Genomic DNA, 21646 nt, shown 5'->3' on the forward strand with positions numbered 1-21646 from the left:
AACCGCCATAGCGAACCGGACTCGCGTTCTTCGTTCCGCCCTTCTATGGAACGCAACGAGAACATAGTTTTATGGATTCGTTATGATCAGCCCCGCACCATCCGCGTCCCGGATCGAGCGCTATGCCGCGGAAGTAGCTGCAGCCCATGATGTCGAACCCGATGACGTCATGGGATCGGCTCGAACCGTCGCGATCGTCCATGCTAGGTGGGCCATGTGGAAGCGCCTCTTTGACGAAGGCTTCAGCACTAGCTCGATCGCGCGCGCCGTTGGACGCCATCATACTACGGTCATGCATGCGCTGAAGAAGTGACGTTAAGGCCCGTCATCAGGGCCGTGTTCAACGTCCAGTCTCGCGTGTTGCCATCGAGCAGGCCTTCGATCTTCGGCGCGGCGAACTCGCACACCGCACCGTCGCTTGGTCTGATGCGCAGCATCGGACCGATCGGAAGCTGCAAAAGACCCTGCGCATTCGCCGTGCCGTCAGCGGCCGCGAAGTGCAGATAGCGACGACCGCCGTGCAGGATCGAGAAGAACTGCCCCATCCGTACGACGTAGCCAGGCTGGAACCCCCGCAGGACGAGGATGCTTCCGGCCTGCCCGGTACCGTTGACCGCCGGTGCGCCGGGGTTGCCGACGATCAGGCCCGGCTGGGGCCAGGAGAGCACGGCACCCTGTCGCTGGGCGAGCATCAGCATCGCGGTCCAGATCCGACCATCGGCCTCGGTGGTGAGCGGCGGAAGGTTCACGTCGATCGCGAACCTGTCCCCCAGGCGCAGCAGTTTCTGCAGCACACCGCCGAAGATCGGGCGGAGCACGCCGCCCCAGTCCAGATAGGAGGGCACGGCATCGGAGGGCGCGGGCGAGTTGGGGAGGATTACGCTCACCGACCGGGCAACCGTCGGCGCGCCATCTTGGCCGATTTCGCCTGCGCCATCTGACTGCCGCCCGCCGCTGCCCGCACGCCCATCGTCTGGATCGATGGCTGGGCAGCATCGGCTGCGCGAGCATCGAACCATGGCGACGGCTCGATGACCCACCGCCCGCCTGCGCCGGCATCGTTGCCGGGCTTCCGGATATCGACCATCTCGCCACGGCTCACCCGCATTGAGACGACATTGCGATCAATTCCGGACATGCCACCCACCTTGAAGGAACCACCGTTCGCGAACGCGGGCAGGTTGGATGTATCCATCGCGCTGATCGGACCGCCGCCCCAAGGGCGTGTACGAAGGCGTGAAGGGCTGGCTGGTCGACAAGTTCGGCGGGCTGCTGACGTGGATCAGCAACGCGGCGAAGTTCATCGGCGACAAGTACAAGGCGCTGAAGAACACGCTCGGCTTTGGTGGCGGACCGGAGGCCGCGAACGACAACCCGGCGCCGCCAAAGCTTGCGCCCACCCCGGACGTTCCGCGCCCGAAGCGCACGGTCGACCTGGAGAAACCGGGCAAGGAGAAGAAGGCCCACGAAAAGAAGGGTCGCGATACCAAGTACGATGCTGAGAACCGCGAGCAGCTGCGCGCGCAGATCGATCTGGAGGCCGCTCGGCTGCGCGGTGACCGCGAGACGGAGCAGGTTCTGCAGGACAAGCTCGACCTGTCGAAGCAGATCGAGGCCTATCAGCGCACCGGCCTGACGCTCGATCAGGCGCGGGCAGCTGCAAGCCGTGACATGAAGGATCTGGCGGCAGCGCGCGCGGTCCAGTCGGGCATGCGCAGGCCGTCCGTGCCCAGCGTCAGGCCCATCGGTGCGAGCAGACGGCGCCATGATATCTCCCGCCCTCCGCGCGCCAGCTGCACGATCGCCAGCCCGACCATTCGTCGAGGGCTGTCAATCGTACGCATCGACCCTTGAAACGAAGACCGAAGAGGAAGTCGAGGAGCCTTCGGAGGAAGAAACCTGACCAAATGCCAACACGCGGCCGACGTCACACGCATGATGCAAGTGGCGTAGGTCAACTATTGCCCTGTCTCGTCCGACGCGACCGCACCCATCGTCATCGCCAGCAGCGACGCGCCGCGTTGCTCTTGATCGAGCTTCAACAGCCGAACCCAGTGGGCGATGTGCGCGCCTGCCGCCTCAACGCCTTTGCGCTGCAACTGCGGGGTTGTCAGGTTTGTGTCGTTCTGGATTACCGACGCGATCGACAGCGCGAAGAAGTCGATGATGTCGTCGGCGATCAGTTCCTGATTGGCTGAGTTTGCCGCCAGATACTGCATCACGATGGGCATGATCTCCTGGAACAGGTCGATCTTGGCTTGGTCATCTACCTTCATGATGTCCGCGGGCATGCTGGCCTCCTCCGTTCGTGACATGTATTGCTCGGCGCCGGGAAGCGAAAGGCGTGGTCGACTGGACCTCGTCATCCTCGGAGCCATTATGAACCACCCGCGCGATTGGTTTCAGCCCAAAGTCGTGGGCATCGGCTGGACACCGCGAACCTGGGAAGGCTGGGCGATCATCGTTTCTGTGATCGTGGTCGGCGCGCTTGTCGGTCGGGTGAACCTATAATGTGTAATCGTGCGCGGTTCGACGGCGAGCCCGAAACCATCACCGAACGGTTCGGTGCGGAATGGCTTGCCGACAAGCCGATGGACAACCGGTTCGACCCGAAGGAGCTGCGCCCGTTCGGTCGGGCGTATGTCGTGCGGAACGAAGCCGACCGCCGCGGGCTCGACGTGATGGAATGGGACGTCCTGGCGGGGCAGGCGAAGCAGGCCGGCCGCAAGGTTGCACAGACCAACGTGCGCACGCTGCATCTGCCGCAATGGCGGTCGCTCGTCACCGATCCAGCCAACCGCTGCCTGATCCCGCTGACGGAGTTCTGCGAATGGGCTCGCGAGCCCACCGACCTCGGCGACGGCAAGAAGCCGATCAAGGGGGAGATGTGGTTCGGGGTGAAAGACCAACCCGTGTTCGCGATCGCGGGTTTCTGGCGGCAGGTCGGCGAACAGCGCTACTTCGCGATGGTGACGTGCGACGCGAACGAACTGGTGGCGCCGATACACCCGAAAGCGATGATCACGATCCTGCGGTCGGACGATCACGATCGGTGGCTGACTGGTAGTTATGACGACGTTTTGTCATTGCAGCGGCCATATCCGGCGGGTCAGATGACGGTTCGCGGGCCGGTGTTTCCGACACGCACGCCGACGCCTCGGTTGATCTAAACACGGTCGGCCTGGTCCGATGCGACGGCTTCGATAATCATCCTTTTAGCGATGCCGTGCGGTCAAACTGTGGTTGTGCTGCAACACCTTGTCGAAAATTAGTCAGGGATATTGCCGCTTTGTTACAGGAAGGTAAGCTTGTGTGATCGAACGAAATATCGTTCACTCACAGGGGCGACAATCATGACCACATCTCTGCGTGTTCAGGTGCTACTGGGCGCCAGCGTACTTTCTCTGGCGTGCAGCGTGGCACCCGCAAGGGCCCAGGTCACCGTGGAATCGCCTCCTCAAGTTGGGGGCCAGGCGGGAACGCAGAGCGCGACCACGACGCCGGAATCATCGTCCGCGAGCGCTACCCAGTCTACAGCACCCACGGCTAATGATGAGATCGTCGTCACCGGATCGCGTATCGCTAGGCCCGAGTTTGATACACTGCAGCCAACCCAAGTGATCGGCGCCGCACAGATTCAGAACCGAGGCTATACCAACGTCGGCCAAGCGCTGACGGAAATTCCCGCGTTCGGCACGCCTGGTAATAGCAATGTTGGCGCGCAGTCGTCGTTCGGCGCATCGCAGACTTTCGTCGACTTCTTCGGCCTAGGCTCGCAGCGCACGCTGGTCCTTGTAAACGGCCGCCGCTTTGTATCATCGAACACCGCCAGCATCTTCGGACCGGTTGCAGCTGGTACGCAGGTCGATCTCAATAACATTCCGACAACGCTGGTGGACCGCGTTGAGACGGTCGCGATCGGCGGCGCACCAATTTACGGTTCCGACGCGATTGCGGGCACCGTCAATATCATCCTCAAGCGCAACTATGAGGGACTCAGTGTTGAGGGCCAAACTGGCCTATCGGAGCGCGGAGACGGCTCAGACAACCGGTTGAGTTTTCTCGCTGGCAAAAACTTTGCTCAAGGGCGTGGCAACATCGTCGTTTCGGGCGAATACAACCGCGTCACCGGCCTAACCGCAAGCGATCGCGACATAACGGCTGCCGGTAATTTCTTCGGCTCTCCGCCGGCATCCGCAAATTCGGCCTTCCAGCGCTTGCTCTACCCGGCTCAACGCTACAGTGCTTTCACGACCGGCGGTGTGCCGTTCAGTTCGGACGACTTTTCTGTCCAGCGGGCGGGCATCCGCAATGCCGCAGGCCAGATCGTTCAATTCGGTCCAAACGGAACTTTGGTGCCACTCGACCTCGGGACCGTCTTGCGACAAGGCTATATCAGTAGCGGTGGCAACGGTTTCGACCTTCCGGCGCAGTCTAATTTGCTGACCAGCTCAGAGCGATATTTAGGCAATGCACAGCTTAGCTATCAGCTTACCGATAACGTTCGCTTCTTCGGAGAGGCTTGGTACGCACATAGCAAAGGCGTGAACTTAATCGATCAGCCCAACTATAATACAGGGCTGTTTGACGATGCTGGAACACCAGATGGCAACATTATTATCGGCCTCGACAACCCATATCTTAGTACTGCTGACCGCGCCACGATCGCGGCGAACTTGGCACCGGGCGAGAACCAGTTCTACCTTGGGCGAGCCAATTCAGATCTGACAACCGGCCGCTCACAAGCAACAGTTGAGACCTATCGGTTCGTTGGTGGCCTTGATGGAGACTTTGGCATCGGCAGCCATCGCTTCAAGTGGGAAGCATCAGCGGTTTATGGCCGCTCCACTACCAACGGTCGCAACCGCGAGTTGATCCAGCAGAATTTTGTCAATGCGCTCGACTCGGTACGCGATGCGAGTGGCAACATTGTCTGCCGCCCTGGGTATACCAGCGCCACGATCGCCGCCATCAGCTCGACCTGCGCGCCGTTGAACGTACTCGGCTCGAACCAGGCTAGTCAGGCGGCTCGCGATTACATATTTGCGATTGCGACGCCGAAGTCGGTGAACGAGCAGCTTGTATTCAACGCGAACGTCACAGGCCCGATCTTTTCGCTGTTCGGCAATGATGTAAGCGTCTCGGCTGGTTATGAGCACCGGCAGGAGAAAACATCGTTTGATCCCGGCGCTTATTATTACGGTGAGCCACAAGCCGATGGGACGCGCCAACAATACGGCAGGACGATCCCAATCGATCCCATCAGCGGAAAGTTCCACACCAACGAGGTATTCGGGGAACTTGTCATTCCATTTGTATCGTCAAAGAATGATCTGCGTTGGCTCAAGACGCTGGAGTTCGACGGTGCGGCTCGCTACGTCGACAATTCGTTGTCCGGCGGGGATCTCACCTGGACGGCAGGTGGCCGGCTTGGCTTTATTCAGGATCTGACCTTCCGCGGTAATTTCACGAGGTCGATTCGTTCTCCTGCTATCACCGAGATCTTCAATCCTACATCGCGAATTTTCGACGTCGGCACCGATCCCTGTGATCAGCGCAGCTATCAGAGCGGCCCCAACCCCGCGGTGCGTGAAGCCAATTGCCGCGCAGCCGGCATTAACCCGGCTACATTCGATTCGAACTTCAGCAACTTCACCATTCCCGCAACAGTCGCGGGTAATCCCAATCTTGGTAACGAGAAGGCGAACAGCTGGACGGCGGGTGCAATCATTCAACCGCGCTTCGCTCGCAGCTTCACGCTGGCGGTCGATTGGATCGACATCAAGCTCAAGAACGCCATCACCTCGCTGTCCGGCACAGACATCCTGAATGCCTGTTATGATTCACCGGGCTACCCGAACCAGTTCTGCAGTACATTCGATCGCGATGCGACGGGTCAGCTGACCACGATCCGCGAAGGCTACTTCAACGCTGCCAGTTACCAGACGTCGGGGTTGCAGGTAACGACTGCGTACAAGCTTGCGCTGGACCGAGTCGGTCTGGCAAACGCCGGCGCGGTCGGTCTGTCCGTCAATTACTTCTACCGCCACAAACTGGAAACGCAGGTCGGAACCGGCGACATCAATCATGACGCCGGCGAAGTCGGCTATCCGCGCCACTCTGGGACTGCGAACCTCACCTACGAGAGCGACGGCTTCAACTTCCTGTTCCAAGGCCGGTACGTGGGCAAGGGTGCCTTCGATCTGGACGAGGCGGCCAATGCCCGCAACATAACCGGCGTTGGCGACTGGTGGGTGTTCAACAGCACCGTCGGCGTCAACGTGAACAAGCAGTTTGCGCTGAAGCTGATCGTCGACAACCTGTTTGAGCGTAAGCCACCCTATCCGGCGCCTACGGGCAATGCTAACGGAACGCAGACATATTTCTCGGGCATCTTGGGCCGCTTTTTCCGCGTATCTGCCACCGCCAGGTTCTGAGGCTAGTAGGGCGTGAACTAAGCCCGAACTGTCGGCACCTCGGAGATGTTGGTCGTCCACGCCGGCGACCGCATCTCCGACCGCATCTTCCACTCGCGCTTGAACCCCTGCGACGCGGTCACCGCCGTCCACGTGCCGAACTTGCCGTTGATCGCGTCGAGTGCGCCCATCAGCTGGTCACGCTTCGATGTGTCCTCCTCGAACAGCGTCCGTGGGCGATCTTCCTCTGGCAGCAGGTCGTCAAGCATGATGCCGGCCTTCGTGTAGGCGTAGCCATCTCGCCACGCCTTCTCTGCGCCGCGTCTGGCCGCCGCGATCAGCTCGAGGCTGTCGATCGTCATCGGATGCAGCGTAACCATGCGCGATGCGCCGTACTGAGGCCGGTCGGGCTTGTGTTTGTTCGTGTGGAAGAACGCGGTCAGTCGGGCTGCGACGAGCCCATGCGATCGCAACTTCTCGCCAGCACGCAGCGCATATTGCGACAGCGCGCCCATCATCCGCTCAAAGTCACAGATCGGCGTGCCGAAAGATCGGGTAACCGCCATACCCTTCCGCCGCGGCTCGACCGACTCAACTGCGTTAGACGGGACCCCGCGCAGTTCGGCCACCAGCCGCTCGAGAACGACCGTGCCTACGGCGCGGGCCTGCTTCATCGGCATGTCTCGCAGGGCGCCAGCTGTGTCGATGCCGAGATCAGTGAGCTTGCGCGCAGTCGCACTGCCGACGCCCCAGATGTCGCCGACGGAGAAGGCGTCCATCACATAGCGCCGCACGTCGTCGTCACGAAGATCGGCCACCCCGTCGAACTGCGGGTTCTTCTTGGCCGCAGCGTTCGCCAGTTTCGCCAGGGTCTTCGTCTCCGCGATGCCGACGCAGGTGGGGATCGTCGTCCATAGCTGGACCTGCGCACGCATCGCGTTGGCGTGGGCGATAAGATCACGGCTCTCGAACCCCGCCAGATCCAGAAACGTCTCGTCGATCGAGTAGATCTCGAAGTCACGGGCAAAGGGCTCGCAGGCGGCGATCACCCGACGCTGCATGTCACCGTAGAGCGCATAGTTCGACGACCGGACCTGGATGCCGTGTTGTCGCACCTTGTCGCGCAGGTGGTGGATCGGATCACCCATCTTGATCCCCAGCGCTTTCGCCTCGGCCGATCGCGCAATGGCGCACCCGTCGTTGTTTGACAGCACAATGACCGGCACGCCGACCAGGCTGGCGTCGAAGGCGCGCTCGCAGGAGACATAGTAGTTATTGCAGTCGATCAGGGCGATCGGCGTGCTCATGCCATCTTGCGCGCGACGCCGACGACCGTGCCCCATATCTCGACATGCTCGTCGACGAGGATGTCCGCGAACCCTTCGGCCTCCGGGACAAGCCAATGTCGTCCGTTGACGAAGCATAGGCGCTTGAGCGTCCGCTCTCCGTGCACCAGCGCAACCACGATGGCACCCGTCCTCGGCGCCTTGGCGCGATTCACGACGAGCAGATCGCCATCATTGATCCCCGCGCCGGACATGGACCGTCCTTCGACGCGCATGATGTAGCTGGCTGCCGGATGCTCGACGAGCCACGCGCCCAAGTCGATGGGTTCCTGCATGTCGTCCTGTGCCGGGGACGGGAAACCGGCCGGCGTGTGGACGAGGAAGAACGGCACCTCGCACGGCACCAGTTCGAAGGGGACATCGTGAAGCCGCAGGGCGTCGTCACGGCGCTTCAATGGCACGACGACCGGGCGATATTGGTTGGTCGAGGACATGACCTAGAGGATCGCGGCGAAGAGAAGTTGCTCATGCTGCGCGGTCAAAACCGATCGAGCATCCTGCGCGGCGCCGACGGCTTGCCGATATTCAGCGGTCCCGAACCGTTCGGCCTCGTCGAAGCTGAAAGGGCCAGGGTACGCAGCCGGATAGACGTTGTCGTATATCGCGCGGGCAGCCGCTCTCAGCCGCAGATCGTGCTGCATTTCGTTGCTCCATCCATGTCGAGTCGCCGCGAGCGGCATGGCCATAGCTAGGCGCGAACCGGATTGATTCGCAAGAACATTGCAAGAACATCAATCTGATGCGATTGGCGGCCGAACAATTCAAGGGGCGCAAGAATGACCGAGCACGACGACGACCAGCAGGAGCTTAAGCCGGCGTTTGGCCAGTGGCTGATCACGCAGAAAGACCGGAGCGATCTCGTCGGTCAGCTTGCGATCGGAGCCGTCGCGGATCGCCGCTTCCCGCGAAACGGGGATCCGGAAGCCGTGCGGAAGCACCTCAGCGCCATGCAGGCCGAGGGCGACATGTTCGCCGCGGTGGACGACGCCGAGTCCGATTGGTTGTCCGCCTGATGCAGGACGCGTGGGAGCAGGCCTTCGCGCTCATGGCTGACCACGGGCAGTTGGGTGCGTGTACGAGGCGGCTCATTCGGAATGGATGCAGGCAGAAGTTATACCGCTCAGGGCGGGCCGGAACGAACTGACAGAGTTGAGGCGCTGGCGCCGGCGTGGCGGTTTCACCAGCGCGCACGAACACGAGTTGGCCGGTATCCTTGTGAAGATCCGCGAATTGAGGCGCAGCGGCGGCCCGAAGCCCGTCTTACCGCCGGCTGAGCTGGCCCGTTGGGAGGAGCAGCGCGAGCATAAAATGAAGGTAGAGAAGGCGTGGGAAATTACCACGGGCTACCAAGCGCCGTTCTATGGAGACGACGCTCAAAACGAGATAGCCGATGGCGATTAAGTTCTCGCGCCTCAGTCGTCCGGCGATTCGCGCACTGGCGATCGGCGGCAAACTGGCGGAACACGGTATCACGGCAGAGCGCCAGGCGAACGGGGATGTCCGCTATACCGTCAACATCATGGTCGATAGCCAGCGGATTCACCGCGTCGTCGGGCGGGAGAGCGAGGGCGTCACGCGCGAGCAGGCAGAGCGCGCGATCGAGACGTTCCGGACCAAGGCGAGGGAGGGGCGGCTAGACCTGCCAACAGGCCGCAAGGCGCACCAGCTCTTTAGCGAGGCCGCCGACGAATATATAAAGCGGCTGGAGGAGAGCGGCGGCAAAAACGTCAAGATCAAAACACGCCAGTTCCGAATGTACCTCAAGCCTGAGCTGGGGAGGGAGCGTCTCGACAAGCTGTCCGAGTTCGGCCTGAAGAAATACCGCAAGAAACGGACAGGTGACGGCGCCAGTGAGGCCACCGTGAACCGCGAGTTGGCGACTCTTTCGCACTTCCTGCGATCGGCGGCGGATTGGAAGTGGATCAAGCGCGACGACGTGCCGGTAATCCCGAAGGCCGCCGAACGACGCAAGACGATTACGATCCTTACCGACGAACAGAGCGAGGCGTTGATGCAGGGCGCGATCGGGGATCAGGACGGCCGGGTATGGCTGTTCGTGGCGTTCGGCTTGAACGCTGCGATGCGCCACCGTGAGATCCTATCAGTCCGATACGACCAGATCGACTTCACGAATCGTCGCATCTTCATCCCCGAGGCGAAGGCCGGCGAGCGCGAGCAACCTATCACGGCGGCGCTCGCGGACGCTCTAATGAGGCAACGGACGATGGAGGCCGATCCGGATGGCTGGGTATTCCCGACGCTAAACGCCAAGCAGGCAAAGGGCGGCCATCGCACGAACATGGCGCGGCCGTTCCTCCGCTCGGTGATTCGCGCGCAGCTCGATCCGGACAAGGTGACGCCGCATACGATGCGCCACACGGCGATAACGCGACTGGTGAAGGCTGGCGTCGACCTGCCGACGATTCAGCGTATCAGCGGGCATAAGACGCTGGCGATGGTCTTGCGCTACACGCACGTCCACGGGACGCATATCGATGCGGCGATCGACGCACTCAGCCGGCCTATTCCGAACGCAGTTACTCAGAAACTACACACGCCCCTTGAGGGAAAGGCGGGTAAGGGGGATAAGATTGTCGAACTAAAGCGCCGTAAATCAGCAGCTTAAACACTGGAGGCCCGACCGGGAATCGAACCCGGGTGCGAGGATTTGCAGTCCTCTACGTCACCACTCCGCCATCGGGCCTCAACGGCTGATTTCCGCGCTTTTCTGAGGTTTGGAACTGCTAGTTCGCAGTTCCGATCCCCAAGTTCGCACTCGATCATGCTTCGTTCCGTTGGCGCCTAGCGGCTGCTGACTTACTGCGCAAGCGTTGCGTGGCATATTTCATCGCCATTGCGTACGCACTGTGCCCTAGCACCGCCTGGATTTCATCGAGCGTGCAACCAGCCTCCGCCATCGCCGAACCGGCTGCATATCGCAGGCCATGGATTGACCGTTCCTTGGGCATATCCGGGTTGCTCGCGACCGCCTTACCCATCGCCGTCGATAGCGCATTCGAGTTGTACGCCGCTTTGTTCGCGCTGATCAGTAGTGGGGCTTTTATCGACGTGTCGGCAGTGCGACGGCGCAGCGCGTTGATATGCCGGCGCAAGCGGTAGTGGCACTCGATGTCCAGCGGTGCGCCGGTCTTGGCCTGGCGGACACGGATTACCGTCGCGTCGCCCTGCACGTCGCCCCACGTCATTGCCGCGATGTCCTTGGCGCGCTGCCCGGTGTAGAGGGCTAGCAGCACGGCGACACGCATCGGACGACTTGCGCCGCGCAGGAACGTCTCGAACTCAGGGTCGGACCAGACGACATACTCGCGCGCGCCGCCCTTCCGCTTGATTTGCTTGATGGGTTTCGCCGGATTGAAGCCTTCCTTGACCAGCCCTTCGTCAGCCGCCCAGGTATAGAGCGATGATGCCATCTGCTTGATCTTGTGTGCCTTGCGAGCCTTGTCGGCATAGCTATCGCGGACTGCTTTGATCATCGTCGTTGTCGTGATGCGATAGTTTTCCTCGCCAAGCTCCGCGTCCAGCAAGGCCAGCGTGCGCGTGTAGTCGCGCTGCGTCTCGTCTGACTTGGATCGGAACTCAGCGCTGCGGGAATAGGCGGCAATCAACCAGCGCCACGACGACTTCGGAGGCTCGACGCGCTTCTGGCGTTGCTCGACGATCGCGCACAGCTCAGCATAGCGAGCATGGAACGCGGCGTCGGTCGGTTGCCCGGGGAGCTTCGTATCGCCGGTAAGCGGGTGTCGGAAACGCCAATATTGCCCCTTCGCAAGATACGTGTACCGTAGATCAGTGCGAACCACGGCGCGCCCGCTTCTCTAGGAACCGGCGTTCGGCTTCCACGGATTCCTGTACCTCTTCGGTTTCCGTCAATGGCTGGTCGCCAAGGCTATCCGCCCACCGGTCCAGATCCCGGCGATCGTACAGCACGCGCTTGCCCTGCCGCTTTGGTGAGGGGCCATGCTCGCGCAACGTCGTGCTGCCGAGGGAGAGATACGCGGACGCCTGATCGACCGTCATAAGCCGCGGCCAGTCGGGCAGGATGCGCCGTAATGCCTCGACGCTACCCACGCTCCTTCCCCCCAACAACCCCCGCCGTCGCCCCCTGCTCAAGGTGCTGGCGGACTGCGATTCCGAGCGGGGTGAGGACGACTGCACCGTCGCCTCCTTCTAAGCGAGACCTGATGCAGACCAGGTCACTCGACAGCGTTTCGAAATCTACACCACAAATACAGTCGTATGGGCCATTTGGCTTCGCGCATTCGCCGTACAGCAACGCGTTCCGCTGCGCCTCCGTCAGCTTTGCCGCCACGTCTGCAACAGCCCCCGCCTCGGTGTTGGTGGTCGGGTTCTGGGTCATGGCTCCATTTCCTCATCCGCGACATCAACGCAGCTTTCGCACAAGCCTGCCGTCGCCATTTTCTCAGGCGGGAACATGTCGCCACACCACTGGCAGCAGATCTTGCCGCCGTTGTCATCTTCGGTCTCGGTCATGATGAAGCCCCTTCGTGTTGCGAGCGTGAGGTGGCGAGACGAGCGGTCAAGCGGTCGGCCTCGGCTTGGTCGATCAGGCCAGCAGACAGCAGGCCCGCGATCTTCTCCGCTGGCGTGGGCCATTTAAACCCGTCGATGTTGGTCGAGATTGAGGTCTTCCCATCGCGTGAACGATAGACCTCGCGGTGTGGCCCGCTCATGCCTTCCCCCCTCCCTGCGACAAGAGGCGGATGGCGGCGGGAAGGTTCGGAGCGGTCAACTCCGCGCTAGGACTCATCCACCGCTCAGCCACTTTCGCAGCGGCCTCGACCCCACGAGCAAACGCTTCGTCATTCGCTGCCGCAACGGTGGCGAGGGCTTCACGTGCGCGGTCAATCACGGAGGCGATGCCCGGCATATTCTTCGCTGCGACGTAGGCGAAGGACAGGTCACGCATGAGGGTGTCGTTGCCGCGTGTTGCTTCGATCGCCTCGCCAGCCGTCATACCGGCAAACTCGTGCACCTCCCCCGGCGCTGGCAGTGTCTGCGGGGAGAGGGCTGCGAAGCGATTGAGCGCCGGAAGCATTTCGGACGACCATATGTCGGCGCATGATCCCGCCTCAATTGCCTTGACGACAACTCGGGCGATATCGTTCAGCGCTGCCACTCGCAACTCGGGGCTCGGGTTGGGATTGGGGGTCATGCGGTCAATCATCGTCCGCGTCCTCATTCAAATCGTGAGCAACAACACCCGACCCGTCGCAACGCGGACAGTCCAACCCGTCGTCGTCGGGATCGCCGTTGCAGCCAGGTGAGTGGATACGACCGGCCCCGTCACAGAACGGGCATTCGATATCGATAATCATGCCCCACCTCGGGCGTTGAGTTGCGCAGCCGTAATTTCAGCGTACTGGTCAACGGCATCGGCTTCCGGGATGGCGATCTCGTCAGGATTGCCTTTGTTGAGCTGCCAACCCCCGTCGCGCGTGCCAGCAATCGCCAGCGCCTCGGCTCGATTGTAGCGGCCCGCATTCGCGATGATCTTGGTGTAGCCGCACCGATCCTTGCCCCACCACGCCTTATGCTCGTTCGACCAGACAAGATAAGCCACCAACTCCGCTTCTCGCGTCTGGGTGGCATCTAACCGGGGATACACACTGGCATCAGGCGCGGATACCGGACGGTTGGCAGGATCGGCCGCATATTCGCGCATGGCATTGGCCGTCTTCATGCCCTGTAAGCTATGCTCAGGATCGCCACCCGCGTTTAGCCGGCGTGCTGCCCATGCGCGCACGATCTGCCACGCATCAGGATCACGGCCCAACAGAATGAACATCGGCTCACCGGGACGCCGTTTGGCTAGGCAATCGTGGTTACCCTTGTCCTCCCCCGCGCCTTCGCCCGACTTGCAAGGAAGGGAGGCGGGCGCGAGTTCGGCGGCAAGGTCGCGATACCAACCAACGTCCGGCTCCATGTAGAACGCCGAGCATAAGGCGTGCACCGTGTCATCGGCCTCAATCGTGCGACCGTCATCGCATGTCTGCGAGAGACCTTCCCCCGCCAGCGTGTCGAGGAGATAAAATGCGGTTGCGAGCGCAGACTCCTGTTCCTGCGCAACCGGCACCGCTTGCTGTTCTGATGTCGTCACGATATTCTCCCGATTGTCAGTGGTTTGGGGCGCATCGGCTGCGCCGACCGGGCCATCGCGCTTCGCGTCGAGCCCTGCGGTCTCGCCCCTTCGGGCTTCTGTCCCTTGCGTGGTCATGCCGCCTGAGCCTCGCCTTCGCGCCTCAGATCGGTCACGTCGCAGCCGAGCCACTTGCTCAGCGTCGCCAGCGCCCAGTCGACGAAAGCCTTTCGCTCGTCTTCGGTCATCTTGGCGAATGAAGTGCTTTCGTAATCGCGGAACACGTCGCCGCTCGGCAGGGTCACGAGGCGAACTAAGCCTCGGCGATCCTTGAGTATCTTATGGAGCATTTCGGGATCCAGGGCGTCACCTTCGATCCGTTCCGACAGCATCGGCGCGGCAACGGCGAGGCACGACCAGTACAAAGCGTTCCTCTTTACGTTGCCCGCAGTACGCGTGATGCGAACCCGGACCGGGCCATCGTCGATCGCAGCGAGCGCGGCTTCGGCAATGGCGCCGACCGGGCGCAACCCGCCAAGCACGCGACGGAAAATCAGTGGTGCAGCATCGCTCACAGCAGTTCTCCCAAGAGATAATCGTCACGGTTCGCGACCGCGATGGCGACCAGATCGACGCCGGTCTTTGCGAGGAATGCGGCCTCCGAGCCCAACAGGTGCACGCTGTTCGTCCCCATGTTGTGGCAACCGGGGCAGACCTTCACGACAAGCATGTGATCTCGCCGCGAGCCCTTCCCCGGCGCGTTGGCGAGGATGTGGTGAACCACCGTCCCGCCGTGCCGGCCGCAGCCCATGCAAACGTCGCCAAGAGTGTCCCAGTACGCCTGTTCGTCGGCGTTCGGCTTGATCCCGCGCGAAACAGCCTTGCGGGCTACCTTGCGGACCGGTGCCGTGCGGCGCATCGGCGTCTTGGCGCGCAAGGGGGTGTGCCGCGCAAGCATCAGAAAGCCTCGCCAGCGCTCAACACGGTCCGGCGATCGGTGAACGCCTTCTGCACTGCCTTGAAGATGAACGGATCCACTTTGTTGACGCCGTTGATCAGCCGCTTGTTGCGGTCGCGCAGATCGTCCAGGCTGTCGTTGTCGACGGCCAATCCGGCTTCTTCAATCAGCTCGCGCGCCCAATCGCCCCATCCGGTCGCGGGCTCTTCAATATGGACCTTGACCTTGTGCGTCTCTTCGTCGGCATCGGGCGTGCCCTCGACCGGGATATTGAACAGCATGAACGCGGCGCTCTTGTACGCTGCCGACATGGCCTTGGCCGTGGACTTGTCCCCGCTGTCGAGCGCTTCGCCATAGGACGATGCTGTGTGCTGCGAACCGTCCTTAACCGAGACGAAATCAAACTCGCCCTTGACGGTCGTGTAGAACAGATTGCCGCCCGACTTCGATACGCGCTCAACTTGGGCCCGCTCGACGATGCGGGGGATTACGACCAGCCCCTTAGCTGGCAACAGCGGCCCGAGCGTTTCGTAAACGTCGTCGATACCGCGGAACATGTAGCCGCTGCCCTGCGAGTTCTTGCGGGTCTTCGCGATGCCGACCTTGGCAATCTCGGCCTGAACCTCGGCAATCGCTGCGTAGACTTGCGGCGCGGTCTGTGATGCCGTCATGGTCGAAGTCCCTTGGTAATCCGGCGAGCCGTAGCCACCGTGGTTTCGTATTTCTCCGCAATCTCGCGGAGCGTTTCGCCGATCCTGCGGCGCCGGCGCATTTCGGCGCGGTCGCCGTCATCGAGTGCCGCTGCCATCAGACGGCCTGCTTCGTTTCGGCGATGCGAAAGCCGGGGATTGAGCCGGGAGGCTTCGGGCCCACGCGGATGATGTCGCTGGCCTGCCCGAGCATCCATTCCTTCAACTCGGCAGGGCGCATCTGGCGGAAGTAGGCGAGCGCTGCGGCCGGGTCCTCAAGCGTCGGCGTCCAGACGGACTTCATGCCGATTGCCCGACCGCCGCCCGTTGCGTGAACCTGAGCCTTTGCCTTCTCCGCATGGTTGGCGGTCTTGGCGATGGCCTTGGCTTCGTCCTGCAGCCGTTCAGCTTCTTCACGTTGAGCGAGGTTTGCCGAGTGCGCTGCAGCTTGCGACGCTTCCCGGGCGACCCGTTCGGCTTCAACCTGCTTTGCACGCAATGCCGCGGCTTCCGCGCGCTGCTGGCGGTCCAGTTCGGCAAGGTAGGGCGCGAGCGCAGTGTTCAGCGCCGACAAGGCCAGCGCTGTCTTGCCCTTGTCCTTGTGGATCAGGGGATTGTAGGCGTCCTGAACCTTCTTCTTCGCCTCGTCGAATGGCTTGGCTTCCGCCACGCGCCGCTCTTCACCGGCCTTCGCTGCCGCCTGGATGCGCTTACGCAGCTCGCCAACCTCGGAAGCCTGCCCTGCGGTCGCGATCGGTTCGCCGTCGAGCCACAACTTTGCTTCCTCGTACAGGTCGTTGACCTCTTTCGCGGTCAGCTCGAACGGCGTCGGCTCGGGCGGCTGGTTGTCGCCGATTACCGCGCGCGGGTTCGGCATGCGGTCCAGTAGGTCGCCCACCGTCGTCGCCATCGTTCCGCTTCCTAGATCAACGGGCATCGACGTTCTCCACACGAGGAACGGGAGTGGCGGGGGTCACGCCGGTTGCACGGGCAGCGATCAGGCAAAGCGCGGCGACGAACATGCCGGCAGTCGCAACCCGAACCCGCATCAGCGACGACGAGCGCTCCCCAACCTGCGACGGCTTGCAGTTCGTGCAGCGGCAGAAGTGGTCGCAGATCGGCGCGGCGTGGTTGACCTGGGGGACGGTCATGCGTCACCTGCGCGGGCGAGCGTGGCGGCGCGACGGAGGGCGGCGACTACCTCGGGCTGGGTGCGCTCGGGTTTGTCATTCCATGGGCCGACCCCGGTGCGAAAGTTTGCCGATCGACCCAGCGACTTAAACGCATCCCAAACGATCGTATCGTCGGCGCCAACATCTGCGGCACGCCAGATTGCTCCAGCAACACAGAAGCACACTGCGCTGTGAATGACTTCCCTGTCCGGAATACGATTGCCATCGGCGTCATACCCCAGCTCACCCTTTACCCAGGCACCATCCGGCTCGATCAAATCAGCCGCGCGCTCCAGGACATCAGCCACAGTGAGCATTGGAAGACTCCTTCTTGTTTTTGCTGGCGTGGTATTGCCGGTTCTGTATTGCGCATTTGCAGATGCGACAGTTTCGGCGCGGCTTGCCCCGGTAGTGGGACATGATGACGGTATTGTCGGGCGTGTATTCGTGGCCACGCACACAGTGAGTCTTGCGCATATTGCGAATTCGCTTGCGGTTTGACGCATCCTGCATGTTGTCGAACTGCGTCCCCCAGCGCAGATGCTTCGGGTTCACACAACGAGGATTGTCACAGGAGTGCAGAGCCATCTTGTCGGCTGGCAATTCACCAGTCGCGAGGAAGAGGCTGTAGCGATGCGCAAGTATCCGCTCGCCCTTTGTGCAGAACAAGCCATATCCACGCGGCGCCTTCGCTGCATTCCACAACCAGCAGTCATCAGCGCCGGCCACAGTGGCCCGGTTCCAGAAGACAGACGCCACACCGTCAGCAACACAGAGTGGTGTATCGGTCAGCATGGGGTGGGCTCCTGGGTGAAGGAGACGCCGCAGAACGGACAGAAGGTGGCGAACATGCCAACGGCCTTCTTCTTGCCGCGGCCGGTTTCAATCTGGTCGGTGACGATCATCGGGCGCGCGGTCTGGTCAGCACCCAGCATGATCGGAAGCATGATCCGGGTGTTGCGTTCGGCCAGCTTGGCGTCGACTTCGGCTATGCAGTTGCAGGCCATCAGCTTGCCTCCCTCTCAAATGCAGTAAGCTCAGCCCACTCAGCGGGCGTCAGGTCGCGGGGCATGGCGAGAAGCTCAGCCAACCGAGCGTCAGGCTCGACACAGCGGGCCACGACAGGGGCCACGTCGCGCATCCGATCAAACTGCGGATACCGCTCACGCCACGCCGCAATCTGCGCGCCCGTATCGACCATGTCGGCGGGGTTTAGGAACGGGGTGATCATAGCGACACCGGCGTGCGCACCGGCATTGGCAGAGCGCATTCAAAACCCTGCCGAGCCAGAGCCAGCGGCGGAGTAATGAAGTCCATCCACGCGACGACGACCCCGGTCCCAGCATCCATGCCGTTACGCGCTTCGATCGCAGCGATGTCGTCGGGCACGTAGCCTTGGCGACCCTCGTAGACCGTAGCAGCGACGCCGATGCCGAGACGGTGCCAGTTCATGTTGGAATGCCACTGCTTGCCGACGACTGCGACAATCTGTCGGCCGCGACGTGCATCGGCGTCAGGAACAGTGAACTGCCACTCGGTTGCAAGAGGCGCGCTCACGACACGCGCCCCAGAACCCGGCCGATAACCAAATCCACCGGCTCGGCAGCGTAAGCCACGAACGGCGCATAAGCCTCGTCGATCGCCGCCTGTGGAGCATCCGGCCCGAACGTCATGTACGCCGCGTGGCAAAGCTGCATCAGCTCGTCGCCGAACCGTGCGTAGATAGCCCGCAGAGCATCGACCCGACCGCCGACATACTCGGACCATTCGTCGCGGGTGATGGCGTAGGTGGCGAACCGGGGTTCAGCGAGCGGCGGGCGGGCCTTGATGCTGGCGAGCAGGGCCTGAGCCTTGGGCGCGTCGTACCAGCGCACGATCGCCGTCACGTCCTGCGCGGACTGAGGCGTGAGCTTCTGGTGCGCGGTCATGACTGCACCACGCGGTAGGCAACGATGTCGTTAGCCCGCAGCGGGCTTTCAGGCGTGCGACCATGATCCCACCGGTGATATCCAGCCTTTGCGGGGCCGCTCGACAGCCAACCATTGCGCAGACGCGTCATGATCATCGTGTCGGTGGGAACTGGGCAAATGCCACCTGTCCAATTGACCCAAGGGCTCGCCGTCACGTCCTGCGCGTTGGCGGTGGGGGAGGGGGTGTGACGGGTCATGCTGCGGCCTTTCCACGAAGGCGACGGGCGCGGCGCTTGGACAGCGGCTTCGGCGTGTCGATGAAAGCGATCTCACGGCGAGCGCGCTGATGCGGGTGGCGAAACCCCATGCTGTCACGCGGGCGATCGTCGCCCATGATAAAGGCGAGCGTGTCGAGGCTGTCGTCCATGTAGTCGAGATCGAAGCCGCGGCCACGTGGTGCGATACCGCCGCCAATGCCAGCGCACGCCATTGCGAGAATAACTGAGGTGAGCGAGTGCCGCGGCAATGCGCGATCGGGGTTAGCCGTCACGTCCTGCGCGTTGTCGGTGGGGGAGGGGGTGATCATGCTGGGAACCTCCGGAGAGTGTCAGCGATTGCCTCGCTCTGAACGATCTGGTCAAAGCGGGCGCGGTCAGATGCGGGGCGAAGTCCGGCTTGCTCGGCAATGCGAACACATCGGGCGATGAAGCCCATGAAGGTCCAGCTGCCGTGCTGGCGCATACAAGCCTGAGTGCCGGCTAGTGTGGCGGGGAAGCCGTAAGACTGCCCCCACCATGCGGCGCGATGGTTCACGACCTCGTTCATGCCGCAACCGCGTCGGCCATGAGGGACTTGAAACCCGAGGGGTAGCGGAAGCCGATCTTCTTGATCGGGCGAGCGGACCAGGCGTTGTAAGCGATTACGCGCTTGTCGCTGGGGTTCGCTGCGATGAACTTTTCGAGCTTGCTGACCTGAGCCATCGTGACCTCCGAGGCTAGCGGCCAATCCGCTGTGCCTTCTGGAGTGATAATGCAGAATGCATCACCATAGCGCAAGTGCAAAATGCATCACGGCGCATTATTTTTTACGTAGCTGGTAGGTTACGGGGTTTTAGAGATCGGCGGGCGCGTCCCACTTAGGCCAAGGCCAGAGTTTCTTCTCGTCGGCCTTGTGGCCCCGCTCAACGTAGCCCGCATAATGATACCAAATAAAACCAGCGGCGACGAAAATTAAGATATTTACAATCCAAGTCGATTCGGGGGTAACATATGTTATCCAAAGCTTATTAAGGCTCCACAGCGCGATTATGAATGCTAACATGCTGGTACCTCTAACAATTCCCCAGGTTGCGTTAAGCTGGAGGTTGTTATTGTGCTCCAACGCGTTTTCTAGCTGCTCATGATACGCGCGTAGCTGCCACTCCATGTCCGACACTCGGACTTCTAAAGCACGGATCACCTCAGCCTCATCGGTGGGCATAGGAATTTTCCTATCTTGCGTTGTAGGATTTATGAGAACACAACAGGAACATGGAACGTCGAGTCGCACCAATGACGCTACGCGAGCCAGCTTGCGAGGTAGCGTGCAGTAACTGCTTAATGTCGTGTGCCATTCTCCCCGCTAGACTGGCTTGGTGGCAGAGGGAGATTGAGCGCCTTTATCGGGAGAGGTCTTTGAGGAAGGTTTCCCCGGAGGCGCGCGGTCAACTCGAAACCGCCCTAGCTGCTCATGAAGCGCTGGCCCAAAAATACGCGGCAAGTCCGCGATCTTCGTATCGAGCTTCAGTTCGGCTTCAATGATCTCGCGAATCATCTGCTCTATGTCTTCGGCAGTTGGTTCAATTGACGGTTGCGGACCTTCGCCCTTCCCGGTGATGAGCCAATCAAGCGAGACGCCTAAACGCTGCGCATAGTGAGCTGCGGCATCGCGTGGAATCTTTCCTTTCCCGCGCGTATCGTTCTCGTGCTGATTATAGGTGGCCTCATTGACGCCAAGCCACGCTGCAGCTTCTCGCTGAGTGTCGAGCCCTTTGTTTATGCGGGCCTGCTTGAGTCTCTGATTGGCGGTAAGCATCCGCGGGGCGTAGCGCGACGAATGATGCGAAAGGCACTTGCTTTCCGATAGTGCATAATGCATCATTGGGAAATGAGGACGCACACAGAAATCGTCAACGCTGCTGGAGCCGACCGCCTCGCGACGCTTCGCCGTGTTTCCCTGCACACCGCTCGCTCGTGGGCCCAGCGCGATAGTATCCCCGCTGAGCATTGGTCGGACATCGTCAAGGCCGACATCGCCAGCTGGGAAGAGTTGGGGAACGCAGCAGCTGCCAAGCCCCGGAAGCCCGCCGACCAGCAGGTGGCAGCGTGATCTACTTCATCACCGCCCGCGACGTCGGCCGTGTCAAGATCGGCTTCTCGGATAATCCGTGGTCGCGCTTCGGCAAGATGCAGTCCGACAGCCCGGTTCGCCTCAAGCTGGAGCGAATGATCGAAGGCGACGTGACGCTCGAGAAAGGCTTCCACGCTCGGTTCGCAGACCATCGCGCCTTCGGCGAGTGGTTCGCTCTCGCCGCACCGATCGAAGAGTTCATGGTGACGCTGCCCAAGCCGATCCGCGCGCCTCGCGAGACGCCGGTAAAGGATCTCGTCGAAGCCGTTGGTATCAGCCCATCCTACGCAAGCATGATCTTGTCGGGGAAGCAAAAGCCGTCCCGTCCGCTGGCAATTCACATTTTCCGGGTGATGGGTTGGCGTCACGATTCCATCGCCAATCTGACCGAAGAGCACATGGAGTTGCTTGAGCGCGTTGAGCCGTATTCGCCACGCACCCCGGCGCCGGCCGCATGACCGACATGCTTCTGCCCCTCGCCGCAATCGCGGGCCCTGCACTCCTGATGCTCGCTGTCCACGATATCCGGCGCGCCAACCGCAGCCTGCCGCTGTTCCGGCCAAGCCTGCGCCATCGCGACGAGCAGGGCTCGGGCGACGTGCGGGGCGAAGGGCTGTTCCTTACAATTCATAATCGAGGGGATTAATTC

39 protein-coding genes and 1 tRNA gene are annotated in these 21646 nt (G+C 61.7%); 11 read left to right on the top strand and 29 right to left on the bottom strand.

What is annotated here, in order from left to right:
• The first annotated feature begins 82 nt into the window (after positions 1-82).
• Entirely contained in the window at positions 83-313 is a 231-nt protein-coding gene (locus C8J45_RS08815) for a helix-turn-helix domain-containing protein (protein WP_107962859.1), read from the top strand.
• Here the strand turns inward: C8J45_RS08815 and C8J45_RS08820 are convergent.
• Both C8J45_RS08820 and C8J45_RS08825 read right to left on the bottom strand, forming a co-directional pair.
• Positions 291-887 (bottom strand): hypothetical protein, encoded by a 597-nt coding sequence (locus C8J45_RS08820; RefSeq protein WP_107962860.1) that lies wholly within the window; start codon positions 885-887, stop codon positions 291-293. The two genes, C8J45_RS08815 and C8J45_RS08820, sit on opposite strands and share 23 nt — an antisense overlap.
• Positions 884-1138 (bottom strand): hypothetical protein, encoded by a 255-nt coding sequence (locus tag C8J45_RS08825; protein ID WP_146168597.1) that lies wholly within the window; start codon positions 1136-1138, stop codon positions 884-886. The genes C8J45_RS08820 and C8J45_RS08825 overlap by 4 nt, the downstream gene beginning before the upstream one ends.
• Before the next feature lie 98 nt (positions 1139-1236).
• Between C8J45_RS08825 and C8J45_RS08830 the strand changes: the two genes are divergently transcribed.
• Entirely contained in the window at positions 1237-1854 is a 618-nt protein-coding gene (locus C8J45_RS08830; protein ID WP_181321162.1) for a hypothetical protein, read from the top strand.
• Between the two features lie 104 nt (positions 1855-1958).
• On the opposite strand, the gene C8J45_RS08835 is transcribed toward C8J45_RS08830, so the two are convergent.
• Positions 1959-2291, bottom strand: coding sequence for a hypothetical protein (locus tag C8J45_RS08835; protein ID WP_107962863.1), 333 nt, complete (start codon positions 2289-2291; stop codon positions 1959-1961).
• On the opposite strand from C8J45_RS08835, the gene C8J45_RS08840 reads away from it, so the two are divergent.
• The 3 genes from C8J45_RS08840 (at position 2290) to C8J45_RS08850 (ending at position 6437) form a co-directional block, all read left to right on the top strand.
• Complete coding sequence (locus C8J45_RS08840; protein WP_146168598.1) at positions 2290-2511, top strand: hypothetical protein; 222 nt, start codon at positions 2290-2292, stop codon at positions 2509-2511. The genes C8J45_RS08835 and C8J45_RS08840 overlap by 2 nt on opposite strands.
• A complete protein-coding gene (locus C8J45_RS08845; RefSeq protein WP_107962865.1) occupies positions 2511-3170 on the top strand; it encodes an SOS response-associated peptidase family protein in 660 nt (219 codons plus the stop codon). The genes C8J45_RS08840 and C8J45_RS08845 overlap by 1 nt, the downstream gene beginning before the upstream one ends.
• 183 nt (positions 3171-3353) lie before the next feature.
• Positions 3354-6437 carry a TonB-dependent siderophore receptor gene (locus C8J45_RS08850; protein ID WP_107962866.1) on the top strand — a complete coding sequence of 1028 codons (3084 nt, stop codon included), beginning with the start codon at positions 3354-3356 and terminating at the stop codon, positions 6435-6437.
• Positions 6438-6454: 17 nt separating this feature from the next.
• Here the strand turns inward: C8J45_RS08850 and C8J45_RS08855 are convergent, their stop codons facing one another.
• From C8J45_RS08855 to C8J45_RS08865, 3 genes are read right to left on the bottom strand one after another with little or no spacing between them, the layout of a single operon-like run.
• Entirely contained in the window at positions 6455-7723 is a 1269-nt protein-coding gene (locus C8J45_RS08855) for a Y-family DNA polymerase (protein ID WP_107962867.1), read from the bottom strand.
• Positions 7720-8196, bottom strand: coding sequence for a LexA family transcriptional regulator (locus tag C8J45_RS08860; RefSeq protein ID WP_107962868.1), 477 nt, complete (start codon positions 8194-8196; stop codon positions 7720-7722). Before C8J45_RS08860 ends, C8J45_RS08855 begins: the two co-directional genes overlap by 4 nt.
• 3 nt (positions 8197-8199) lie before the next feature.
• Complete coding sequence (locus C8J45_RS08865) at positions 8200-8448, bottom strand: hypothetical protein (protein ID WP_308811342.1); 249 nt, start codon at positions 8446-8448, stop codon at positions 8200-8202.
• Positions 8449-8538: 90 nt separating this feature from the next.
• Here C8J45_RS08865 and C8J45_RS08870 point away from each other — a divergent pair, with 90 nt between their 5' ends.
• The 3 genes from C8J45_RS08870 to C8J45_RS08880 all read left to right on the top strand — a co-directional run bounded on the left by C8J45_RS08870 (position 8539) and on the right by C8J45_RS08880 (position 10388).
• Positions 8539-8775 (top strand): YozE family protein, encoded by a 237-nt coding sequence (locus tag C8J45_RS08870; protein WP_107962869.1) that lies wholly within the window; start codon positions 8539-8541, stop codon positions 8773-8775.
• A gap of 136 nt (positions 8776-8911) precedes the next feature.
• The gene (locus tag C8J45_RS08875; protein WP_146168599.1) at positions 8912-9163 is read left to right on the top strand and encodes a hypothetical protein; all 252 of its coding nucleotides are present in this window, start codon (positions 8912-8914) and stop codon (positions 9161-9163) included.
• Complete coding sequence (locus C8J45_RS08880; RefSeq protein ID WP_107962871.1) at positions 9153-10388, top strand: site-specific integrase; 1236 nt, start codon at positions 9153-9155, stop codon at positions 10386-10388. The genes C8J45_RS08875 and C8J45_RS08880 overlap by 11 nt, the downstream gene beginning before the upstream one ends.
• 4 nt (positions 10389-10392) lie before the next feature.
• Here the strand turns inward: C8J45_RS08880 and C8J45_RS08885 are convergent.
• From C8J45_RS08885 to C8J45_RS08985, 23 genes are all read right to left on the bottom strand, one after another.
• Positions 10393-10466: transfer RNA gene (locus C8J45_RS08885), tRNA-Cys, on the bottom strand.
• 76 nt (positions 10467-10542) lie between these two features.
• On the bottom strand, positions 10543-11583 hold the full coding sequence (locus C8J45_RS08890) for a tyrosine-type recombinase/integrase (protein WP_107962872.1): 1041 nt from the start codon (positions 11581-11583) through the stop codon (positions 10543-10545).
• The gene (locus C8J45_RS19180) at positions 11570-11851 is read right to left on the bottom strand and encodes a DNA-binding protein (RefSeq protein WP_181321163.1); all 282 of its coding nucleotides are present in this window, start codon (positions 11849-11851) and stop codon (positions 11570-11572) included. The genes C8J45_RS08890 and C8J45_RS19180 overlap by 14 nt, the downstream gene beginning before the upstream one ends.
• A 285-nt stretch (positions 11852-12136) precedes the next feature.
• Positions 12137-12274, bottom strand: coding sequence for a hypothetical protein (locus C8J45_RS19185; protein WP_181321164.1), 138 nt, complete (start codon positions 12272-12274; stop codon positions 12137-12139).
• Positions 12271-12474: a hypothetical protein gene (locus tag C8J45_RS18900; RefSeq protein ID WP_146168600.1), complete on the bottom strand. Its 204-nt coding sequence runs from the start codon at positions 12472-12474 to the stop codon at positions 12271-12273. The genes C8J45_RS19185 and C8J45_RS18900 overlap by 4 nt, the downstream gene beginning before the upstream one ends.
• Positions 12471-12968, bottom strand: coding sequence for a hypothetical protein (locus tag C8J45_RS08905; RefSeq protein ID WP_107962874.1), 498 nt, complete (start codon positions 12966-12968; stop codon positions 12471-12473). The genes C8J45_RS18900 and C8J45_RS08905 overlap by 4 nt, the downstream gene beginning before the upstream one ends.
• Before the next feature lie 147 nt (positions 12969-13115).
• A complete protein-coding gene (locus C8J45_RS08910) occupies positions 13116-14018 on the bottom strand; it encodes a hypothetical protein (protein WP_107962875.1) in 903 nt (300 codons plus the stop codon).
• A complete protein-coding gene (locus C8J45_RS08915; RefSeq protein ID WP_107962876.1) occupies positions 14015-14455 on the bottom strand; it encodes a hypothetical protein in 441 nt (146 codons plus the stop codon). Before C8J45_RS08915 ends, C8J45_RS08910 begins: the two co-directional genes overlap by 4 nt.
• Complete coding sequence (locus tag C8J45_RS08920; RefSeq protein ID WP_107962877.1) at positions 14452-14838, bottom strand: hypothetical protein; 387 nt, start codon at positions 14836-14838, stop codon at positions 14452-14454. Before C8J45_RS08920 ends, C8J45_RS08915 begins: the two co-directional genes overlap by 4 nt.
• A complete protein-coding gene (locus C8J45_RS08925) occupies positions 14838-15509 on the bottom strand; it encodes an ERF family protein (protein ID WP_107962878.1) in 672 nt (223 codons plus the stop codon). The genes C8J45_RS08920 and C8J45_RS08925 overlap by 1 nt, the downstream gene beginning before the upstream one ends.
• The gene (locus tag C8J45_RS19190) at positions 15506-15646 is read right to left on the bottom strand and encodes a hypothetical protein (RefSeq protein WP_181321165.1); all 141 of its coding nucleotides are present in this window, start codon (positions 15644-15646) and stop codon (positions 15506-15508) included. Before C8J45_RS19190 ends, C8J45_RS08925 begins: the two co-directional genes overlap by 4 nt.
• Positions 15646-16437: a hypothetical protein gene (locus C8J45_RS08930; protein ID WP_107962879.1), complete on the bottom strand. Its 792-nt coding sequence runs from the start codon at positions 16435-16437 to the stop codon at positions 15646-15648. Before C8J45_RS08930 ends, C8J45_RS19190 begins: the two co-directional genes overlap by 1 nt.
• 16 nt (positions 16438-16453) lie before the next feature.
• Positions 16454-16678 (bottom strand): hypothetical protein, encoded by a 225-nt coding sequence (locus C8J45_RS08935; RefSeq protein WP_107962880.1) that lies wholly within the window; start codon positions 16676-16678, stop codon positions 16454-16456.
• A complete protein-coding gene (locus C8J45_RS08940; protein WP_107962881.1) occupies positions 16675-17016 on the bottom strand; it encodes a hypothetical protein in 342 nt (113 codons plus the stop codon). The genes C8J45_RS08935 and C8J45_RS08940 overlap by 4 nt, the downstream gene beginning before the upstream one ends.
• A complete protein-coding gene (locus tag C8J45_RS08945; RefSeq protein WP_107962882.1) occupies positions 17000-17494 on the bottom strand; it encodes an HNH endonuclease in 495 nt (164 codons plus the stop codon). Before C8J45_RS08945 ends, C8J45_RS08940 begins: the two co-directional genes overlap by 17 nt.
• A complete protein-coding gene (locus C8J45_RS08950) occupies positions 17488-17706 on the bottom strand; it encodes a hypothetical protein (protein WP_107962883.1) in 219 nt (72 codons plus the stop codon). The genes C8J45_RS08945 and C8J45_RS08950 overlap by 7 nt, the downstream gene beginning before the upstream one ends.
• A 220-nt stretch (positions 17707-17926) precedes the next feature.
• Complete coding sequence (locus C8J45_RS08960; protein WP_107962885.1) at positions 17927-18256, bottom strand: hypothetical protein; 330 nt, start codon at positions 18254-18256, stop codon at positions 17927-17929.
• On the bottom strand, positions 18253-18627 hold the full coding sequence (locus C8J45_RS08965) for a hypothetical protein (RefSeq protein ID WP_107962886.1): 375 nt from the start codon (positions 18625-18627) through the stop codon (positions 18253-18255). The genes C8J45_RS08960 and C8J45_RS08965 overlap by 4 nt, the downstream gene beginning before the upstream one ends.
• Complete coding sequence (locus C8J45_RS19585) at positions 18624-18758, bottom strand: hypothetical protein (RefSeq protein WP_258191375.1); 135 nt, start codon at positions 18756-18758, stop codon at positions 18624-18626. The genes C8J45_RS08965 and C8J45_RS19585 overlap by 4 nt, the downstream gene beginning before the upstream one ends.
• 104 nt (positions 18759-18862) lie before the next feature.
• The gene (locus tag C8J45_RS08970; protein ID WP_146168601.1) at positions 18863-19195 is read right to left on the bottom strand and encodes a hypothetical protein; all 333 of its coding nucleotides are present in this window, start codon (positions 19193-19195) and stop codon (positions 18863-18865) included.
• A gap of 235 nt (positions 19196-19430) precedes the next feature.
• Positions 19431-19589 (bottom strand): hypothetical protein, encoded by a 159-nt coding sequence (locus tag C8J45_RS19195; protein ID WP_181321166.1) that lies wholly within the window; start codon positions 19587-19589, stop codon positions 19431-19433.
• A gap of 130 nt (positions 19590-19719) precedes the next feature.
• Positions 19720-20088 (bottom strand): hypothetical protein, encoded by a 369-nt coding sequence (locus tag C8J45_RS08980; protein ID WP_107962889.1) that lies wholly within the window; start codon positions 20086-20088, stop codon positions 19720-19722.
• A 141-nt stretch (positions 20089-20229) separates the two neighbouring features.
• The gene (locus C8J45_RS08985) at positions 20230-20682 is read right to left on the bottom strand and encodes a helix-turn-helix domain-containing protein (RefSeq protein ID WP_181321167.1); all 453 of its coding nucleotides are present in this window, start codon (positions 20680-20682) and stop codon (positions 20230-20232) included.
• 72 nt (positions 20683-20754) lie between these two features.
• Here C8J45_RS08985 and C8J45_RS19200 point away from each other — a divergent pair, with 72 nt between their 5' ends.
• The 3 genes from C8J45_RS19200 to C8J45_RS08995 are packed head-to-tail and all read left to right on the top strand — an operon-like array spanning position 20755 to position 21643.
• Complete coding sequence (locus C8J45_RS19200) at positions 20755-20976, top strand: hypothetical protein (RefSeq protein WP_181321168.1); 222 nt, start codon at positions 20755-20757, stop codon at positions 20974-20976.
• Positions 20973-21455 carry a GIY-YIG nuclease family protein gene (locus C8J45_RS08990; protein ID WP_107962891.1) on the top strand — a complete coding sequence of 161 codons (483 nt, stop codon included), beginning with the start codon at positions 20973-20975 and terminating at the stop codon, positions 21453-21455. Before C8J45_RS19200 ends, C8J45_RS08990 begins: the two co-directional genes overlap by 4 nt.
• Entirely contained in the window at positions 21452-21643 is a 192-nt protein-coding gene (locus C8J45_RS08995; RefSeq protein ID WP_107962892.1) for a hypothetical protein, read from the top strand. The genes C8J45_RS08990 and C8J45_RS08995 overlap by 4 nt, the downstream gene beginning before the upstream one ends.
• The last annotated feature ends 3 nt before the right edge of the window (positions 21644-21646 follow it).

Origin of the sequence: Sphingomonas sp. PP-CE-3G-477, assembly GCF_003050745.1 — a bacterium.
GTDB lineage: Bacteria > Pseudomonadota > Alphaproteobacteria > Sphingomonadales > Sphingomonadaceae > Sphingomonas.

Coding starts and splice junctions, on each gene's coding strand:
- C8J45_RS19585 (WP_258191375.1), bottom strand. CDS start 18,758: ATGACGCGTCTGCGCAATGGTTGGCTGTCGAGCGGCCCCGCAAAGGCT.
- C8J45_RS19200 (WP_181321168.1), top strand. CDS start 20,755: ATGAGGACGCACACAGAAATCGTCAACGCTGCTGGAGCCGACCGCCTC.
- C8J45_RS08925 (WP_107962878.1), bottom strand. CDS start 15,509: ATGACGGCATCACAGACCGCGCCGCAAGTCTACGCAGCGATTGCCGAG.
- C8J45_RS08995 (WP_107962892.1), top strand. CDS start 21,452: ATGACCGACATGCTTCTGCCCCTCGCCGCAATCGCGGGCCCTGCACTC.
- C8J45_RS08825 (WP_146168597.1), bottom strand. CDS start 1,138: ATGTCCGGAATTGATCGCAATGTCGTCTCAATGCGGGTGAGCCGTGGC.
- C8J45_RS19190 (WP_181321165.1), bottom strand. CDS start 15,646: ATGGCAGCGGCACTCGATGACGGCGACCGCGCCGAAATGCGCCGGCGC.
- C8J45_RS08845 (WP_107962865.1), top strand. CDS start 2,511: ATGTGTAATCGTGCGCGGTTCGACGGCGAGCCCGAAACCATCACCGAA.
- C8J45_RS08880 (WP_107962871.1), top strand. CDS start 9,153: ATGGCGATTAAGTTCTCGCGCCTCAGTCGTCCGGCGATTCGCGCACTG.
- C8J45_RS08860 (WP_107962868.1), bottom strand. CDS start 8,196: ATGTCCTCGACCAACCAATATCGCCCGGTCGTCGTGCCATTGAAGCGC.
- C8J45_RS08935 (WP_107962880.1), bottom strand. CDS start 16,678: ATGACCGTCCCCCAGGTCAACCACGCCGCGCCGATCTGCGACCACTTC.
- C8J45_RS08840 (WP_146168598.1), top strand. CDS start 2,290: ATGCTGGCCTCCTCCGTTCGTGACATGTATTGCTCGGCGCCGGGAAGC.
- C8J45_RS08940 (WP_107962881.1), bottom strand. CDS start 17,016: ATGCTCACTGTGGCTGATGTCCTGGAGCGCGCGGCTGATTTGATCGAG.
- C8J45_RS08815 (WP_107962859.1), top strand. CDS start 83: ATGATCAGCCCCGCACCATCCGCGTCCCGGATCGAGCGCTATGCCGCG.
- C8J45_RS08865 (WP_308811342.1), bottom strand. CDS start 8,448: ATGGCCATGCCGCTCGCGGCGACTCGACATGGATGGAGCAACGAAATG.
- C8J45_RS08835 (WP_107962863.1), bottom strand. CDS start 2,291: ATGCCCGCGGACATCATGAAGGTAGATGACCAAGCCAAGATCGACCTG.
- C8J45_RS08930 (WP_107962879.1), bottom strand. CDS start 16,437: ATGGCGACGACGGTGGGCGACCTACTGGACCGCATGCCGAACCCGCGC.
- C8J45_RS08850 (WP_107962866.1), top strand. CDS start 3,354: ATGACCACATCTCTGCGTGTTCAGGTGCTACTGGGCGCCAGCGTACTT.
- C8J45_RS08905 (WP_107962874.1), bottom strand. CDS start 12,968: ATGATTGACCGCATGACCCCCAATCCCAACCCGAGCCCCGAGTTGCGA.
- C8J45_RS08965 (WP_107962886.1), bottom strand. CDS start 18,627: ATGACCGCGCACCAGAAGCTCACGCCTCAGTCCGCGCAGGACGTGACG.
- C8J45_RS08870 (WP_107962869.1), top strand. CDS start 8,539: ATGACCGAGCACGACGACGACCAGCAGGAGCTTAAGCCGGCGTTTGGC.
- C8J45_RS18900 (WP_146168600.1), bottom strand. CDS start 12,474: ATGAGCGGGCCACACCGCGAGGTCTATCGTTCACGCGATGGGAAGACC.
- C8J45_RS08970 (WP_146168601.1), bottom strand. CDS start 19,195: ATGATCACCCCCTCCCCCACCGACAACGCGCAGGACGTGACGGCTAAC.
- C8J45_RS19195 (WP_181321166.1), bottom strand. CDS start 19,589: ATGGCTCAGGTCAGCAAGCTCGAAAAGTTCATCGCAGCGAACCCCAGC.
- C8J45_RS08920 (WP_107962877.1), bottom strand. CDS start 14,838: ATGCTTGCGCGGCACACCCCCTTGCGCGCCAAGACGCCGATGCGCCGC.
- C8J45_RS08910 (WP_107962875.1), bottom strand. CDS start 14,018: ATGACCACGCAAGGGACAGAAGCCCGAAGGGGCGAGACCGCAGGGCTC.
- C8J45_RS08985 (WP_181321167.1), bottom strand. CDS start 20,682: ATGCTTACCGCCAATCAGAGACTCAAGCAGGCCCGCATAAACAAAGGG.
- C8J45_RS08980 (WP_107962889.1), bottom strand. CDS start 20,088: ATGCCCACCGATGAGGCTGAGGTGATCCGTGCTTTAGAAGTCCGAGTG.
- C8J45_RS08945 (WP_107962882.1), bottom strand. CDS start 17,494: ATGCTGACCGATACACCACTCTGTGTTGCTGACGGTGTGGCGTCTGTC.
- C8J45_RS19185 (WP_181321164.1), bottom strand. CDS start 12,274: ATGACCGAGACCGAAGATGACAACGGCGGCAAGATCTGCTGCCAGTGG.
- C8J45_RS08855 (WP_107962867.1), bottom strand. CDS start 7,723: ATGAGCACGCCGATCGCCCTGATCGACTGCAATAACTACTATGTCTCC.
- C8J45_RS08950 (WP_107962883.1), bottom strand. CDS start 17,706: ATGGCCTGCAACTGCATAGCCGAAGTCGACGCCAAGCTGGCCGAACGC.